Here is a 14,683-nt window from a genome sequence, read left to right as displayed (position 1 = left end):
CGGTCAGGCGAAACGGGGCCGGGGAGCACCCTCCCGGCCCCGCTCGTCCGCACCTGTCGGCGAACGTTCACCTGGCCCGCGGCGCTACCGCTTGCCCACCTTGCGGGTGGCCCGCAGCCACTCCTTGTTCATGCTGGTGATGGAGACCAGTGGGATGCCCTTGGGGCAGGCCGTGGCGCACTCGCCGGCCAGCGTGCAGCCGCCGAACCCCTCGTCGTCCATCTGGGCCACCATGTCCAGCACCCGGGTCTCCCGCTCGGGAGCGCCCTGGGGCAGCACGTTCAGGTGGTTGACCTTGGCCGAGGTGAACAGCATCGCCGCGCCGTTCGGACAGGCGGCGACGCACGCCCCGCAGCCGATGCACTCGGCGTGCTCGAAGGCGAAGTCGGCGTCCGGCTTGGGCACCGGAGTCGCGTGCGCCTCGGGCGCCGCCCCGGTCGGCGCGGTGATGTAACCGCCGGCCTGGATGATCCGGTCGAACGCCGACCGGTCCACCACCAGGTCCTTGATCACCGGGAACGCGGATGCCCGCCACGGCTCGATGTCGATCGTGTCGCCGTCCTGGAAGGACCGCATGTGCAGCTGACACGTGGTGGTCCGCTCGGGGCCGTGCGCGTCGCCGTTGATGACCAGGGAACAGGCGCCGCAGATGCCCTCACGGCAGTCGTGGTCGAAGGCGACCGGGTCCTCGCCGCGCAGGATGAGCTCTTCGTTGAGCGTGTCGAGCATCTCCAGGAACGACATGTCCTTGGAGATCCCGTCCACCTCGTACGTGGACATGGCGCCGTCGGCGTCGGCGTTCTTCTGCCGCCAGACGCGCAGGGTGAGCTTCATGCGTAGCTCCGCTGAGTGGGGTGGACGTACTCGAAGACCAGGTCTTCCTTGTGCAGGGCCGGCGCCTCGCCGGTCCCGGTGAACTCCCAGGCGGCCGCGTAGGAGAACTCGTCGTCACGGCGCTCGGCCTCGCCGTCGGGGGTCTGGGACTCCTCACGGAAGTGGCCGCCGCAGGACTCGGCGCGGTGCAGCGCGTCGAGGCACATCAGCTCGGCGAGCTCCAGGTAGTCGACGACGCGGTTGGCCTTCTCCAGCGACTGGTTGAACTCCTCGCCGGTGCCGGGCACCTTGATCCGCCGCCAGAACTCCTCGCGGATCTGCGGGATGCGCTCCAGCGCCTTGCGCAGCCCGGAGTCGGTGCGGGCCATGCCACAGAACTCCCACATCAGTTCGCCGACTTCGCGGTGGAAGGAGTCGGGGGTGCGGTCGCCGTTCACCGAGAGCAGGAGGTTGATCCGGTCCTCGGTCTCGGCCAGCACGTCCTGGACGACGGGGTGGTCGGTGGTGACCGCTTCCTGGTGCGGGTTCCTGGCCAGGTAGTCGTTGATGGTCGCCGGCAGCACGAAGTAGCCGTCGGCCAGGCCCTGCATCAGCGCGGAGGCGCCGAGGCGGTTGGCGCCGTGGTCGGAGAAGTTGGCCTCGCCGATCGCGAACAGGCCGGGGACGGTGGTCTGCAGGTCGTAGTCGACCCACAGTCCGCCCATCGTGTAGTGCACGGCGGGGTAGATCCGCATCGGCACCTGGTACGGATCCTCGTCGGTGATCCGCTGGTACATGTCGAAGAGGTTGCCGTACTTGGCCTCGACGGCCTTGCGGCCCATGCGCTTGATGGCGTCGGCGAAGTCGAGGTAGACGCCCTGCCCGCCCGGTCCCACTCCGCGGCCCTCGTCGCAGACGTTCTTCGCGGCGCGGGAGGCGATGTCACGGGGCACGAGGTTGCCGAAGGAGGGGTAGATGCGCTCCAGGTAGTAGTCGCGCTCGTCCTCGGGGATCTTGTTCGCGGGGCGGTCGTCGCCCTTGGCCTTCGGCACCCAGATCCGGCCGTCGTTGCGCAGCGACTCGCTCATCAGCGTCAGCTTGGACTGGTGGTCGCCGGTGCGCGGGATGCAGGTCGGGTGGATCTGGGTGAAGCAGGGGTTGGCGAAGTAAGCGCCGCGCCGGTGGGCCCGCCAGATCGCGGTGGCGTTGGAGTTCATGGCGTTCGTCGACAGGTAGAAGACGTTGCCGTAACCGCCGCTGGCGAGGACGACGGCGTCGGCGAAGTACGTGTCGATCTTGCCGGTGACGAGGTCCCGGGCGACGATGCCGCGGGCCCGGCCGTCCACCACGATCAGGTCGAGCATCTCGGTGCGCGGGTGCATCTCGATGTTCCCGGCGGCGATCTGCCGGCTGAGGGCCTGGTAGGCGCCGAGGAGGAGCTGCTGGCCCGTCTGGCCGCGGGCGTAGAAGGTCCGGGAGACCTGGACGCCGCCGAAGGAGCGGGTGTCGAGGAGGCCGCCGTACTCGCGGGCGAAGGGCACGCCCTGGGCGACGCACTGGTCGATGATCTCCACCGAGATCTGCGCGAGGCGGTGGACGTTGGACTCCCGCGCCCGGAAGTCGCCGCCCTTGACGGTGTCGTAGAACAGCCGGTGGACGGAGTCGCCGTCGTTGCGGTAGTTCTTCGCGGCGTTGATGCCGCCCTGCGCGGCGATGGAGTGGGCGCGGCGCGGGGAGTCCTGGTAGCAGAACTGGACGACGTGGTAGCCCTGTTCGGCGAGCGTGGCGCCGGCCGAGCCGCCGGCCAGACCGGTGCCGACGACGATCACCGTGTGCTTGCGCCGGTTGGCGGGGTTGACCAGCTTGGCCTCGAAACGGCGCTTGTCCCAGCGCTCGTTGACCGGGCCCTTGGGCGCCTTGCTGTCGACGACCGGCTCGCCGGTCTGGTAGTCGGTGTAGGTCATCTCAGCTCACCACTCCGGTCATGACGCCCACGGGCACGGCGAGGAAGCCGCAGGTGAGCACAAGCGCGAGAACGTTTGCTACGGCCTTCAGGGCGCGGTCGCGGGTGCGGCTGCCGGCGCCCAGGGTCTGGGCGGCGCTCCAGAAGCCGTGCCGGATGTGCAGGCCGACGGCGAGCACCGCCACGATGTAGATGACGTTGCCGTACCAGGTGGAGAAGGTGTCCACGACGTTCTGGTACGGGCGCCCCTCCTCGAATCCGCCCGAGTGCACGGTGCCGGTCGTCAGGTCGAGGATGTGCCAGACGATGAACAGGGCGAGGATGATCCCGCCCCAGCGCATGGTGCGGGTGGCGTAGCTCGCCCGTGGCTTCTTGTGCACGTACTTGCTGGGCCGCGCCTTGATGTCGCGGCGGCTGAGCTGGTACGCGGAGACGCCGTGCGCGATCACGGCGACCACCAGCACGACGCGGACGAGCCAGAGCGTCCACTCGTAGTGCATGAAGGGCTCGCCGACCGTGCGCAGCCAGTGCGCGTACTCGTTGAACTCCCCGGCCCCGAAGAAGATCTTCAGGTTTCCCATCATGTGGACGACCAGATACGACAGCATGATCAGCCCGCTGACCGCCATGACGGTCTTCTTGCCGACGGAGCTGTCCCACACCGTGCGTGCCATGGACGGTCGTCGGTCCGTCCGCGTTGCCAGAGCCATGTCACCAGACGGTACGGGGCGGGTGACCGATCGGTCCAAGACATCATCCGGCTCGTTTCCATAGCCAACGGCTATCGTGGGTGCCATGCAGTTCCAGCAGCTCCAGTACTTCGTGGCGGTCGCCGAGACCCGGCACTTCACCCGGGCCGCCGACCTGGTCCACGTGGCGCAGCCGTCCCTGTCCCAGCAGATCAAGGCCCTGGAGCGGGAGCTGGGCGCGGACCTGTTCCTGCGGGCCCGGGGCAACATCACGCTCACCGACGCGGGCGAGGCCCTGCTGCCGCTGGCCCGGCGCATCCTGGCCGACGCGGATACAGCGCGGCTCGAGGTCCAGGAGCTGGTGCAGTTGCGCAGCGGTCGGGTCCGGCTCGGCGCGACCCCGAGCCTGTGCACCGGTCTGCTCCCCGACGTCCTGCGCGCCTTCCACGACCGCTACCCCGGCATCCGCCTGCTGATCGAGGAAGGCGGCTCCCACGACCTGGTACGCGAGCTCGCCCGCGGCGCGCTGGACCTGGCGTTGGTGGTCCTCCCGCTGCCGACCCCGTCACCGGCCCTGGCGACGGTGGAGCTGCTGCGCGAGGACCTGGTCGTGGTCTCCTCCCCGGACGCCCCGAAGCCCGGCCGGGGCAAGCGCGCGATCAGCGTCGCCGACCTGGAGGGCGAACGCCTGGTGATGTTCCGCCACGGCTACGACCTGCGCGAACTCACCGTCGCGGCCTGTCGCGCGGAGGGCTTCGAACCGGACTTCGCGGTGGAGGGCGGCGAGATGGACGCGGTCCTGGGCTTCGCGCGGGCGGGGCTGGGCGTGGCGGTGGTCCCGCGGATGGTGGCGGCGCGGGCGGGGCGGGGCCTACGGGTCACCCCGCTGGCCCGTCCCGGCCTGCACCGCACGATCGCGCTGGCCCACCGCAGCGATGTGGCTCCGCCTCGGGCCGCGCGGGAGTTGCAGCGGATGTTGCTGGAGCGGTGACGTCCCGGGGGGCGTCTGCTCGGTGGATCGCCGTTGCGGGATGCCGATCGTCTGTGGTTGCTCGCGCAGTTCCCCGCGCCCCTTGGGGGTTTTCCCAAGGGGCGGTCGGGAAGCTCAACCCGTCGCGTCGACCAGCGCCAGCTCGTGCAGGCGCTCCGGGGGGCCCGGGCGGGCGTAGTACCAGCCCTGGGCCGTGTCGCAGCCGAGTATGCGCAGCTGTTCGGCCTGGGCGCCGGTCTCGACGCCCTCCACCGTCACCGTGAGGTCCAGGCTGTGGGCGAGGGAAACGATCCCTTCGACGATCTTGAGGTCGACGGGGTCCGCCGGGAACTGCTGCATGCTCTGGGTGAAGGAGCGGTCCAGCTTCAGCACGCTCACCGGCAGCCGGCGCAGGTTGGCGAGGTTGGAGTAGCCGGTGCCGAAGTCGTCCAGGGCGATGTCGACGCCCATCTCGGCCAGCCGGCGCAGCGGCTTGAGCAGGTCGTCGTCTGCGCCGATCAGCGCCGACTCGGTGACCTCCAGGCACAGCGCGTCGGGGTCGACGCCCGTGCGCTCCAGGATGTCCACCGTGTCCTGCACCAGGCCGGGGTGGGTGAGCTGGCACGGGGAGAGGTTGACGTTGATGCGCAGCGGGCCCGCGTCCGAGTGCCGGTCGCGCCACTCCCGGGCCTGGCGCACCGACTGCTCCAGCACCCAGCGGCCGAGCGGAACGATCAGTCCCGTGTGCTCGGCGAGCGGGATGAACCGGTCGGGACCGAGGACGCCGTGCTGCGGGTGCAGCCAGCGCACCAGGGCCTCGGCGCCGCGGACGCTGCCGTCGCCGAGGTGCACCAACGGCTGGTACTCGATGAAGAACTCGCCCCGGTCCAGGGCGGTCGGCAGCGATGTCGTGAGTCCGTGCCGGGTGATGGCGCGGGCGTCGGCCTCGGGATCGGCCAGCTCGTAGCGGTTGCCCCCCGCCGATTTCGCCCGGTACATCGTGATGTCGGCGCTGCGCAGCACCTCCGCCGGGCTGCGCTCGCCCGCCGCTCCCTCCACGATGCCGATGCTGCCGCGCACGGTCAGCTCCCGGCCGTCGACGCTGATCGGGGCGACCAGCGCGTTCATGATCCGGGCGGCCAGCTCGTCGACCTCGCGGGCGGTGTCCGGTCCCGTGGTCAGCGCCACGAACTCGTCGCCGCCGAGCCGGGCGACCATCTCACCGGGCGCGGTCGCGCAGGCCTGGAGCCGGTCGGCGACCTCCACCAGCAGCCGGTCGCCGGCCGCGTGGCCGAGGCTGTCGTTGATGGTCTTGAAGCCGTCCAGGTCGAGGTAGCACAGCCCGAACCGCTGGCCCTCCCCCGCACCGAGGGCCTTCTCCAGGCGCTCGAAGAACAGCGTGCGGTTGGGCAGCCCGGTGAGCGCGTCGTGCGTGGCCTCGTAGCGCAGCCGGAGGTTGAGCAGCCGGCGCTCGGTGGTGTCCTCCATCAGGGCGAGCTGGTACTCGGGGTTGCCGTCGGCGTCGCGCAGCAGGGAGACGGTCAGATTGGTCCACAGGACCGTGCCGTCGGGACGGTAGAACGCCTTCTCCACGTGGTAGTGCTCGCGCTCGCCGCGCACCAGCTCCTCGTAGAGCTTCCAGACCTGCGGCGCGTCCTCGGGATGCGTCCAGTCCATGACGTTGCGGGCCCGCACCATCTGCTCGGCGCCGCCGAACATACGCACCAGGGCGCCATTGACCTGCAGTATGTTGCCCCCGAGGTCGGCGATGCCGATCCCTATGGCGGCGCCCTCGAACACCGCCCGGAAGCGGGCCTCACTGGCGTGCAGGGCCTGCGCCACCACGCCCTGCGCCTTCAGGGCGGCCACGGAGATCGCCTCCTGCTCGGCCAGCGTCCGCTCGCGCAGCGCCTGGGCGTACCCGGCGGCCATGGCGTGCTGGAGCCGCGCGGAGCGGGCCCGCAGGTCCTCCCGGGGGCCGTCGCCGCCGCAGTACAGCACCAGATAGGCCTCGACGCAGTCGAGACTGCGGCTGAGCGCCTCGGGGTCGGTACAGTGCGCGCCCACCAGGGCGGCGCCCACCGCCCGGCCCTCCTCGGCGTCGAAGGTCCTGGCCCTGAGCGCCACGCTCAACCGGCGGGCGAGCGGCAGCAGCTGCTCCTCGAACTCCGGGCGGGTCGACGACGTCGAGGTCACCGGGAACACCGCCCGGCTCCAGATGGTCGCGAACCGGCGCAGTCTGTCCTCCGGCCCGTCCGGCTCCGCGCTCACGCCGTACGCCCCACGCCCGCGAAACCGGAGAAGGCCCAGGGGTCCTCATCCTCCGGTGCGGTGTCCGGCCGCCACCGCGGCATCGACACCAGTCCGGGTTCCACCATGTCGTACCCCTCGAAGAACCGCGCGATCTCCTCGCGCGAGCGCATGATCAGCGGGTTGCGAATGTCCTTGTATACGCCCACCGTGCCCTCGGCCCGCTCCGCGGGAAGCGGGATTCCCTCGTACGAGGCATGCGTGAGGATCAGCAGGCTGCCGGGCGCGAGCGCGTCGCGCAGCTCGGCCACCGCTGAGTACGGGTCGTCCGCGTCTTCCACGAAGTGCAGTATGGCAACGAGCAGCAGGGCCACCGGACGGTTCAGGTCGATCAGCCGCTCGACCTGAGGGCTCGCCAGAATCTCCCGGGGCTTGCGCAGATCGGCCGCGACGACGTCGGTGTGCTCGTCGCCGTCCAGGACCGCCTGGCTGTGCGCGACGGCCACCGGGTCGTGGTCGACGTAGACCACGTGCGCGCCGGGGCTGGCCGCCTGGGCCACCTCGTGGACGTTGCCGAAGGTCGGGATGCCCGAGCCGATGTCGAGGAACTGGGTGATCCCCTCGCTGGCCGCGTAACGCACGGCGCGGCGCATGAACGCCCGGTTCGCCTGCATGATCTTGGGGAGGCCCGGCATGAACCCCATGGCCTTGCGCGCGGCTTCCCGGTCGACCTCGAAGTTGTGCGAACCGCCCAGGTAGTAGTCGTAGATTCGCGAGACGCTCGGCACCGAGATGTCGATGCTCCGTGGTGCCCAGGCGGGACGCTCCATCTATCTCTCCAAGGCTCAGGCGATCCGGTGTTCGAGCTGAGGCTACTGATCGCCCGCCAAAGGAGCGAGCGGAAACGGAAATTGACCATCCGTTCCCGGTCACTGCCTGCGGCACGTGCCGAATTCGCCCGCACCACGACCCACGGGTCCACCCCCTCCGTGCGGTGCGGAGGGGGTGGACCCGTGGGCGCGCGCCGGCCGTTCGTCCGCATCTCTCGCCTGCGAAGTACCCGCCTTCTACTTCTTTTCCGGCGCGCCGACCGGCTTTCCGTCGGGGGCCACGGCGTACCAGGTGCCGCCGACGCCCTGACCGTTGGTGTCACCGGGAGCCTTGTCACCGGCGAAGGTGTAGATCGGCCAGCAGTCGACCGTCTGCTGCTTGGCGCCGTCGGGCCGGGTGAAGCTCATCAGGCCCTTCTTCTCCACGCCCTTGGTGTCGTTGTTCGCCACCGGCGCCACCACCGGCCACTTCTCCAGGCAGGCGCCGGTGCAGGCGGAGACCGGCTCCGGCCAGGCCTCGTCCTTCATGAAGCGGTAGACCGTCATGCCGTTCTTGTCGACGACGATCTCGCCGAGGCCGGGGTCCTTGCGGGTGGACAGGCCGGGAGAATCGGCCAGTTGGGCCTTCTTGCCGTCGGGGGCCAGCGCGTACCACGTGCCGCCCACGCCCTGCCCCTTGGTGTCGCCCGCGTTGACGTCCTTGGCGTAGCGGTACGCCGGCCAGCCGCCGATCGTCAGCTGCTTGGTTCCGTCGGGCCGGGTGACCTCGCCGAGCTGGGACTTGTCGACACCGGCGCCGGCGCCGGCGTCGTCCGCGGGAACCGGAGGCCAGGTCGTGGCGCAGTCGCCCTCGCAGTTCGTCTTGGGCGGTTCGGCGGTGTCCTTGTCGAAGCGGTAGAGGGTGAGCCCGGCGCTGTCGGTCAGCACCTGGCCGAGCTCCTCGTCGGTGGAGACGGCCAGCTCACCGGCGGGGGTCGTCTGGGTCGCGGCACCCTGCGCACCGGCCCCGGCGGTGCCGGACTCGGCGGCGTCGCCCAGGCCGGTCCCCGCGGTTCCGTAGTCTCCGGCCGCCGCTGTCGCACCGACGTTCTGGCTGCTCGCCGGCGGGGTGGTCTCCTGACCGCACGCCGTCGTCAGCGCCAGTGCTGCCACGGCGCTCACCACGAGCGAAGCGCTCCGCCACGAGGTCTTCATCGTCAACTCCCCATATATGTACGGGTGTTGCAGCGCCCTGCTGCGCCGCCGCACGACACTGGGTACGCACGGGAACCCCGGCTGTGTTCAACCGGGGCGCGATTTTCTTTCCGGAACCTGTGACACCGGCCGCCCTCGCACGGGTGATCGGGTCGGCGGACGGGCGAGCGGGCCATCCATCAAACGGCCCGCCGCTCCCGTCCTCCCTTCGGGGCATTCCCCTGCGAAGAAAGGTTTCTGGGCGTCGGCCGGGCCGCAAGATCCTGTGTCGTGCATGCACCCGAAACGACCCAATCCGCCCTCGCCGCCCGGATATTGGCCCTGCTGGCGCTGAGCTGGCTGCTCGTGGGGGCGCCGGCCGGTCCCGCGGCGGCCGACGCCTGCGCCTACGCCTCGACCGGACCGGGCGGCACCGAGGCGGTGGCGGTCGCCGGGAGCGCCGCCTGGCCCACTCCCCCGGCGTGCCCCCCACCGCCGCCGCCTCCCCCTCCGCCCCCTCCTCCCCCGACGCCCTGCCCGACCCCCACGCCCACGTCCGCGCCGCCCAAGCCGACCCCCACCCCGGAACCCCCGCCGAAGCCCACCCCGAAGCCGCCCGAGCCCATCCCCGCACCCACCCCGCCACCAGCACCGAAGCCCCCACCGCCCCCAGCGCCCGCAGCCCTCCTCCCGCAACCGCCCCCGCCCACCAGCCCCACCCCACAGCCCGAGCCGAAGCCGACTCCGACGCCGTCGGCCACGCCCGCCCCGGGTCCCTCCGCGGCCCCGGTGCACTATCCGCGCCACCGCCCCACCGCCCAGCGGCCGCCCACCCGCAGCGCCACCGCCCCGCTCACCTTCGTCCTGCTCATCGCCGCGCCCGCGATCGTCGCCGTCGCCGCGCTGCGCCCGCGCTGATCCTGGAGGCACCCCTTGCCGGAATGGCTTGTTCTCACCCTCGCGATGCTGGCCGCCTGCGTCGTGGTGGTCGCCATCACCTTCGTCCGCCATCGCACGGCGGCGGAGGACGAGGACCCCTCCGAGACGCCGGACGTCATCGAGTACATGACGATGTGGATCGGCGTGGTCTACGCCATCGTCCTGGGCCTGGCCATCGCCGGGGTGTGGGAGGGGCGCAGCGCGGCGCAGGACCACGTCCAGTCGGAGGCGATCGCCCTGCACGAGATCTCCGAGCGGGTCCGGGTGTACCCACCGGAGGTGCGTGACCGTATTCGGGAGGATGTCAACGCCTATGTCGGACACGTCGTCACCACCGAGTGGCAGGCGATGGCCGACCACGGCGAGGTCACCGAGCGCGGCACCCAGCTCCTCCAGCGGGTCCGCGAGGACGTCACCGACTACGAGCCGCGCACCGACTTCGAGGCCCAGGCCTACCAGCCGATCGTGGACCAGGTCGCCGCCGCGGACCAGGCGCGCAACGCCCGGGCCAACTCGACCGGGGAGACCATGCCGGGGGTGGTGTGGTTCGGGCTGATCGCCGGGGCCGTCGTGACCATCGGGATGATCCTCGCCCTGCAGATCCGGCGGACCCCGCGTGAGCTGATCCTCGCCGTGCTGTTCTCGGCGCTGATCGCCTTCCTGCTCTTCCTCATCTGGGACTTCGACGCGCCCTACAGCCGTGGCATCACGGCATCCGCTGAGCCGTTCCTGAACCTCTTCCCCGACGCCAAGGGCTGAGGGGAACGCACCCGGGGGACGAAGGCGCCACGCCGCCACCGTCCCCCGGCCGCAGGAACGGCTGTCCCCCGAGCGGCCCACACGCTTGCCCCATTTGTACGACTGCGTTCGCGCGGGTGTGCGCACCTTCCTAGCGTTTCGATCATCGAGGTGCATTTCTGGCGCAAGCGGAAAAGGTCCGCAGCTGCTCCTCGGGGACCCGGAGGAACCACCATGCGCGCGATACGCGTCGCTTCGGCCGCGCTGCTGGGCGTGACCGCCCTGACCCTCACCGCGCCGGCCGCCCTGGCCGCGGACGAGGAGAACATCACGCCGTTCGGCTTCAGCGTCCTGCCCTCCACGATCGCCGCGGGCGGGCAGGTCGCACTCAGACTCGAACGGGACGGCGGCTGCAGAGGACCGGCGACGGTCACCTCGGCGGTCTTCGACACGGTCACCATCCGCCCGCATCAGTCCCAGGCGACAGCGGTCGTGGACTGGGACGCCAGGCCGGGCGCGACGTACAAGGTCACGTTCTCCTGCGACAACATCAGCGGCTCGACGGATCTGACCATCGCCGGCGGCCGCACGCCCACCCACCGCCCCTCGCCCCAGCCGCACCCGCACCCGCACCCGCACCCGCAAAAGGGCGTCCACGCGGGCGAGGGCGGCACCTTCGCCGGGTTCGACCTCCAGGAGATCGGGCTCGGTGCCGCGCTCATCGCGGGCTCCATCGGGGCGGCGTACCACCTCTCCCGCAAGCGCACCTCGGAGGACGGCGGCTGACGCCGGCAGCGCGCACAGGCCTTCGCCCCGGTTCCCCCCGCAAGGGGGGCCGGGGCGAAGGCCTTCACTGACGTGCGATCCCCGAACGGCTGCGGATCAGATCCCCTTCTCGGACCTGCGGCGCATCCAGAACAGTCCGCCACCGACCACGGCGGCGGCCACCAGACCGCCACCGATGGCGATGTCGGTCGGCGTGGCCCCGGACGAGGAGCTGCCGCCGATGCCGCCGCGCACGCCACCGATGACGGTGAACGCGGCCGGACGGGTCAGGGTCCTGCCGGAGCAGGTGACGGTGATGTCGTAGGTGCCCGGGCTCGCGTGGCTGTTGATCGTCGCGGTGCCCTTCGAGGTCTCGTTGGCGCCATGGATGGGCGACAGCCGGGTCGAGGGGAAGGCGTTGGAGGTCGCGGTGCCGCCGTCCCGGCAGCCGTCGACGGTGATGGTCATCTGGCCCCCGCGGGCGATGACACTGGGCAGGGCGACGATGTTGCTCGGCTGGTCCCAGGCGACGGCCGCGGGGGCGGCGAGCCCGAGGGCGGCGACCGCCGCCGCTGACACCGCCAGGGCACGAGAGTTGCGCATCTGATCCTCCGCGGAAGACGCCCCGGGAACCGTCCCCGGTCGATCGGCGAGAAAGCGCCTCCCAGACAGACCCTCAGATGCCGATCAGGAGGCCGCATTTCGGGAATGGTCCGTCCTGGTGAGAGGACACGCCGGGAGAAAAGCGCACAATCGGATATTGTCGCAGGTCACGGCCGGTCAGAAAATTCCTTTCGACGGCAACTCGGATGGCGCACCACCGGATGCCGAAAGGAGTCGGGGCCACCCGTTCGCAGCCGCACCCGTCGCCGGTTTCCCGCTCGGGACTTAGCGTTCTCGTATGCGCGAATGACGGGGCGACGGCCGCGTCGAGAGGGGTAACGAATGTCTGGGTCCGAGCTGGCCGAAGAGGAGGAGCAGCGGAAGAAGCGTGCTCCTTGGGGCGTGATAGCGCTTGTTCTGCTGACCGGCCTCGCGCTCATTCGGAATGGTTCGGGGGAATTCGACGTCGGCCCTCCGCAGCCCGCGTCGGCCGCCGCCGCCGACAGCCGGGTGCAGGGCGCCACCACCTTCGGGGGCGCCCCCGCCCCGCTGCCGTACGCCGTGCCCGACCGGGTCCGGATCCCCGCGATCCAGGTCGACGCGCCGATGCTGGCCGTGGGTCTGGACGCCGAGGGCTGGGTGGACGCCCCGCCGCCGGAGGACCCGAACCTGGCGGGCTGGTTCACCGGCGCCGTCTCGCCCGGCGAGAAGGGCACCGCGGTCGTCGTGGGCCATGTCGACAACAGCCAGGGGCCCGCCGTCTTCTACGGGCTCGGCGCCCTGAAGAAGGGAAATCGCGTCGAGGTGGCGCGCAAGGACGGAAAGACGGCCGTGTTCGAGATCTACGGCATCGAGGTGTTCGAGAAGAACAACTTCCCCGGCGACCGGGTCTACGGCTCCAAGGGCGCCGCGGAATTGCGGGTCATCACCTGCGGCGGCGGTTTCTCCAAGCAGAACGGCTACGACGGCAATGTGGTGGCCTTCGCCCGCCTGGTCGAGGTCCGCTGAGCGTTCCCCGGCCGGGCGGGCGGGAGCCCGTCAGGCGTACTGCCGCCGGGGGACGGTGACGTGATAGCCGGCGTCCAGCAGGTCGGGCAGATAGTCCCGCAGGGCGTGGACGCTCTGGGAGCGGTCGCCCCCGGCGTCGTGCGAGAGCACCACGACGCCGGGGGCGGCGCCGTTCTCCACCCGGCCGACGATGGTCCGGGTGCCGGGGGTGGTCCAGTCGAGGGTGTCGACCGTCCAGGCCAGCGGCTCCATGCCCAGTTCGGCGCCGAGCTGGAAGGCGGCGCGGTTCCAGGCGCCGTAGGGGGCGCGGAACCACTGGGGGCGTTCGCCCCAGGCCTCCTCGACGATGTCGCAGGTACGTTCCATCTGGGAGCGGATCTGACCGCGGGTCAGCCGGGTCAGCAGCGGGTGGGACCAGGTGTGGTTGCCCACGACATGGCCCTCCTCGGCCATCCGGGCCAGCAGATCGGGGCGGGCGGCGGCCATCTCTCCGCACACGAAGAACATCGCCCGCACCTGGTACTCCGCGAGGGTGTCCAGGATGGCGGGTGTGTAGCGCGGGTCGGGGCCGTCGTCGAAGGTCAGCACCATGGTCCGGCCGCGGCCGGAGACCCGCAGCAGCGGGGTACGGCGGACCAGGGTGCGGCGGGGCGCCGCCCGGGGCGGGCCGTAGCCGGTCAGGGGCTGGAGTCGGTAGGAGGAGGGCTTGAGGGCGCTGCGCGCCTGGGGGCCCGCGGCCGGGGCGGCGGAGGGCCTGACCGGTTCGGTGTCCCCGCCCAGGGCGAACAGCCCGGCGGTGCCGGCCGCCCCGACGGCGGTGACGCCGGCGAGCAGGGCCCGGCGGCGGGTGAGCAGCCGGGTGAGCAACGGATCCTTCTGCATGACTCATCAGTCGCCCGGCCGGGCACCGGCGCACCACGACGACACCTCAGCGGCGGCACGATTCCACCCGCCCGGCCCATGACGGACCGTCAGCGGCGGCGCATCAGGGGGAACCGGGGGGAACGGGAAGGCCTCCCGAATGGTCAGGCCGCCCCGGCGCGCGGCCGCTGCCCTGCTGGTGCGCGGCTGCCGCTCTGCCGATGCCGGACGCGGACCTGTGCGGACAGGTCCGCGTCCGGCTCGACGCGCCCGGCCTGGTCCCCTCCGGCGAGGCCGAACGCCGTCGGCGCGCGGCACCGCGGTGCACGCGGGGCGCGGGCCGTCGTTCGGGTGCCCGTTTTCGCGGAGTTTGCGCAGGGGCGTACGCGGTGGTGCGGGACGGGGTGAACGGGACGCGAGCGGCGGGGGCTTCGCCGAGGGGACGGAGCCGGGCGGCCTCCGCGGGGGCGGCGGCGTTCTCGCCGGTCGAGCCTCCCCTCGGGGGCCGGCCCGCGGGGAGGACGAACGCCGTCGGCGCGCGGCACCGCGGTGCTCGCGGGGCGCGGGCCGTCATCCTCTCCCCGGGGACCGGCCCGTGGGCTCCGATAGCCTCGGCGCGTGACGGAACAGCACACGCACCGGTTCGAGCGGGGCACGGACGGACCCAAGGTCATCCTGGTCGGGGTGGACGGCTCCGACTCCTCCCTGCGGGCGGCGGCGTACGCCGGTGGCCTCGCCCGGCGTCAGCACGCTCTGCTCGCCGTGGTGTATGTCCAGCCGGTGATGGCGGCGGGGGCGGCCCTCGGGGCGCCGGTCGCCGAGGTGACCGACGAGATCGCCGAGGATCTGGTGGCGCAGATCCGGGACGCGACGGAGCGCACGAGGGGGATATTCGATGTGCGCTGGGAGTTCCACACCTTCCGCGGCGACCCCTACAACGGCCTGGTGAAGGCGGCCGACGACCTCAAGGCGGACGCCGTGGTGGTGGGCGCCTCGGAGCAGGCGGGGCACCGGATCGTCGGCTCGGTCGCGATCCGGCTGGTGAAGGCGGGGCGCTGGCCGGTGACTGTGGTGCCGTGAC

Annotated in this window: 14 protein-coding genes; 6 read left to right on the top strand and 8 right to left on the bottom strand. The window is 71.6% G+C overall.

Going from position 1 to position 14,683, the window contains the following annotated elements:
* Window positions 1–84 precede the first annotated feature (84 nt).
* Genes ACWD11_RS29380 through ACWD11_RS29370 form a run of 3 tightly spaced genes read right to left on the bottom strand, consistent with a single transcriptional unit; the run spans window position 85 to window position 3,450 of the window.
* The gene (locus ACWD11_RS29380; RefSeq protein WP_389418943.1) at window positions 85–834 is read right to left on the bottom strand and encodes a succinate dehydrogenase/fumarate reductase iron-sulfur subunit; all 750 of its coding nucleotides are present in this window, start codon (window positions 832–834) and stop codon (window positions 85–87) included.
* Window positions 831–2,777 carry a fumarate reductase/succinate dehydrogenase flavoprotein subunit gene (locus tag ACWD11_RS29375; protein WP_389418944.1) on the bottom strand — a complete coding sequence of 649 codons (1,947 nt, stop codon included), beginning with the start codon at window positions 2,775–2,777 and terminating at the stop codon, window positions 831–833. Before ACWD11_RS29375 ends, ACWD11_RS29380 begins: the two co-directional genes overlap by 4 nt.
* Window position 2,778: 1 nt before the next feature.
* Entirely contained in the window at window positions 2,779–3,450 is a 672-nt protein-coding gene (locus tag ACWD11_RS29370; RefSeq protein ID WP_389419213.1) for a succinate dehydrogenase, read from the bottom strand.
* Window positions 3,451–3,571: 121 nt separating this feature from the next.
* Between ACWD11_RS29370 and ACWD11_RS29365 the strand changes: the two genes are divergently transcribed.
* Entirely contained in the window at window positions 3,572–4,456 is an 885-nt protein-coding gene (locus ACWD11_RS29365) for a LysR family transcriptional regulator (RefSeq protein ID WP_250077382.1), read from the top strand.
* 114 nt (window positions 4,457–4,570) lie between these two features.
* Here the strand turns inward: ACWD11_RS29365 and ACWD11_RS29360 are convergent, their stop codons facing one another.
* The 3 genes from ACWD11_RS29360 to ACWD11_RS29350 all read right to left on the bottom strand — a co-directional run bounded on the left by ACWD11_RS29360 (window position 4,571) and on the right by ACWD11_RS29350 (window position 8,709).
* Window positions 4,571–6,706 carry a putative bifunctional diguanylate cyclase/phosphodiesterase gene (locus tag ACWD11_RS29360; RefSeq protein WP_389418945.1) on the bottom strand — a complete coding sequence of 712 codons (2,136 nt, stop codon included), beginning with the start codon at window positions 6,704–6,706 and terminating at the stop codon, window positions 4,571–4,573.
* The gene (locus ACWD11_RS29355) at window positions 6,703–7,515 is read right to left on the bottom strand and encodes an SAM-dependent methyltransferase (RefSeq protein WP_451286593.1); all 813 of its coding nucleotides are present in this window, start codon (window positions 7,513–7,515) and stop codon (window positions 6,703–6,705) included. Before ACWD11_RS29355 ends, ACWD11_RS29360 begins: the two co-directional genes overlap by 4 nt.
* Before the next feature lie 237 nt (window positions 7,516–7,752).
* Window positions 7,753–8,709, bottom strand: coding sequence for an SCO0930 family lipoprotein (locus tag ACWD11_RS29350; RefSeq protein WP_389418947.1), 957 nt, complete (start codon window positions 8,707–8,709; stop codon window positions 7,753–7,755).
* 270 nt (window positions 8,710–8,979) lie between these two features.
* Between ACWD11_RS29350 and ACWD11_RS29345 the strand changes: the two genes are divergently transcribed.
* The 3 genes from ACWD11_RS29345 (at window position 8,980) to ACWD11_RS29335 (ending at window position 11,151) form a co-directional block, all read left to right on the top strand.
* Entirely contained in the window at window positions 8,980–9,606 is a 627-nt protein-coding gene (locus ACWD11_RS29345) for a hypothetical protein (RefSeq protein WP_451286591.1), read from the top strand.
* 15 nt (window positions 9,607–9,621) lie between these two features.
* Window positions 9,622–10,386 (top strand): bestrophin-like domain, encoded by a 765-nt coding sequence (locus ACWD11_RS29340; RefSeq protein ID WP_389418949.1) that lies wholly within the window; start codon window positions 9,622–9,624, stop codon window positions 10,384–10,386.
* Between the two features lie 213 nt (window positions 10,387–10,599).
* Window positions 10,600–11,151 carry a hypothetical protein gene (locus tag ACWD11_RS29335; RefSeq protein ID WP_451286589.1) on the top strand — a complete coding sequence of 184 codons (552 nt, stop codon included), beginning with the start codon at window positions 10,600–10,602 and terminating at the stop codon, window positions 11,149–11,151.
* A 96-nt stretch (window positions 11,152–11,247) separates the two neighbouring features.
* On the opposite strand, the gene ACWD11_RS29330 is transcribed toward ACWD11_RS29335, so the two are convergent.
* Window positions 11,248–11,733: a hypothetical protein gene (locus ACWD11_RS29330; RefSeq protein WP_389418951.1), complete on the bottom strand. Its 486-nt coding sequence runs from the start codon at window positions 11,731–11,733 to the stop codon at window positions 11,248–11,250.
* A 342-nt stretch (window positions 11,734–12,075) separates the two neighbouring features.
* Between ACWD11_RS29330 and ACWD11_RS29325 the strand changes: the two genes are divergently transcribed.
* Window positions 12,076–12,741 carry a class F sortase gene (locus ACWD11_RS29325; RefSeq protein WP_451286587.1) on the top strand — a complete coding sequence of 222 codons (666 nt, stop codon included), beginning with the start codon at window positions 12,076–12,078 and terminating at the stop codon, window positions 12,739–12,741.
* A 30-nt stretch (window positions 12,742–12,771) separates the two neighbouring features.
* Here ACWD11_RS29325 and ACWD11_RS29320 read toward each other — a convergent pair whose 3' ends face one another.
* Window positions 12,772–13,623 carry a polysaccharide deacetylase family protein gene (locus tag ACWD11_RS29320; protein ID WP_451286585.1) on the bottom strand — a complete coding sequence of 284 codons (852 nt, stop codon included), beginning with the start codon at window positions 13,621–13,623 and terminating at the stop codon, window positions 12,772–12,774.
* 597 nt (window positions 13,624–14,220) lie between these two features.
* Between ACWD11_RS29320 and ACWD11_RS29315 the strand changes: the two genes are divergently transcribed.
* On the top strand, window positions 14,221–14,682 hold the full coding sequence (locus tag ACWD11_RS29315; RefSeq protein WP_389418954.1) for a universal stress protein: 462 nt from the start codon (window positions 14,221–14,223) through the stop codon (window positions 14,680–14,682).
* Window position 14,683: the final 1 nt, after the last annotated feature.

Source organism: Streptomyces sp. NPDC002776, assembly GCF_053592195.1.
Note: the sequence above shows the minus strand (reverse complement) of the source record. Positions and strands in the feature narration are given on the sequence as shown.

Bases quoted from the DNA above. Each gene is read 5' to 3' on its own strand.
- ACWD11_RS29380 (WP_389418943.1), bottom strand. From the start codon at position 834: ATGAAGCTCACCCTGCGCGTCTGGCGGCAGAAGAACGCCGACGCCGAC.
- ACWD11_RS29375 (WP_389418944.1), bottom strand. From the start codon at position 2,777: ATGACCTACACCGACTACCAGACCGGCGAGCCGGTCGTCGACAGCAAG.
- ACWD11_RS29370 (WP_389419213.1), bottom strand. From the start codon at position 3,450: ATGGCACGCACGGTGTGGGACAGCTCCGTCGGCAAGAAGACCGTCATG.
- ACWD11_RS29365 (WP_250077382.1), top strand. From the start codon at position 3,572: ATGCAGTTCCAGCAGCTCCAGTACTTCGTGGCGGTCGCCGAGACCCGG.
- ACWD11_RS29355 (WP_451286593.1), bottom strand. From the start codon at position 7,515: ATGGAGCGTCCCGCCTGGGCACCACGGAGCATCGACATCTCGGTGCCG.
- ACWD11_RS29350 (WP_389418947.1), bottom strand. From the start codon at position 8,709: ATGAAGACCTCGTGGCGGAGCGCTTCGCTCGTGGTGAGCGCCGTGGCA.
- ACWD11_RS29335 (WP_451286589.1), top strand. From the start codon at position 10,600: ATGCGCGCGATACGCGTCGCTTCGGCCGCGCTGCTGGGCGTGACCGCC.
- ACWD11_RS29330 (WP_389418951.1), bottom strand. From the start codon at position 11,733: ATGCGCAACTCTCGTGCCCTGGCGGTGTCAGCGGCGGCGGTCGCCGCC.
- ACWD11_RS29325 (WP_451286587.1), top strand. From the start codon at position 12,076: ATGTCTGGGTCCGAGCTGGCCGAAGAGGAGGAGCAGCGGAAGAAGCGT.
- ACWD11_RS29320 (WP_451286585.1), bottom strand. From the start codon at position 13,623: ATGCAGAAGGATCCGTTGCTCACCCGGCTGCTCACCCGCCGCCGGGCC.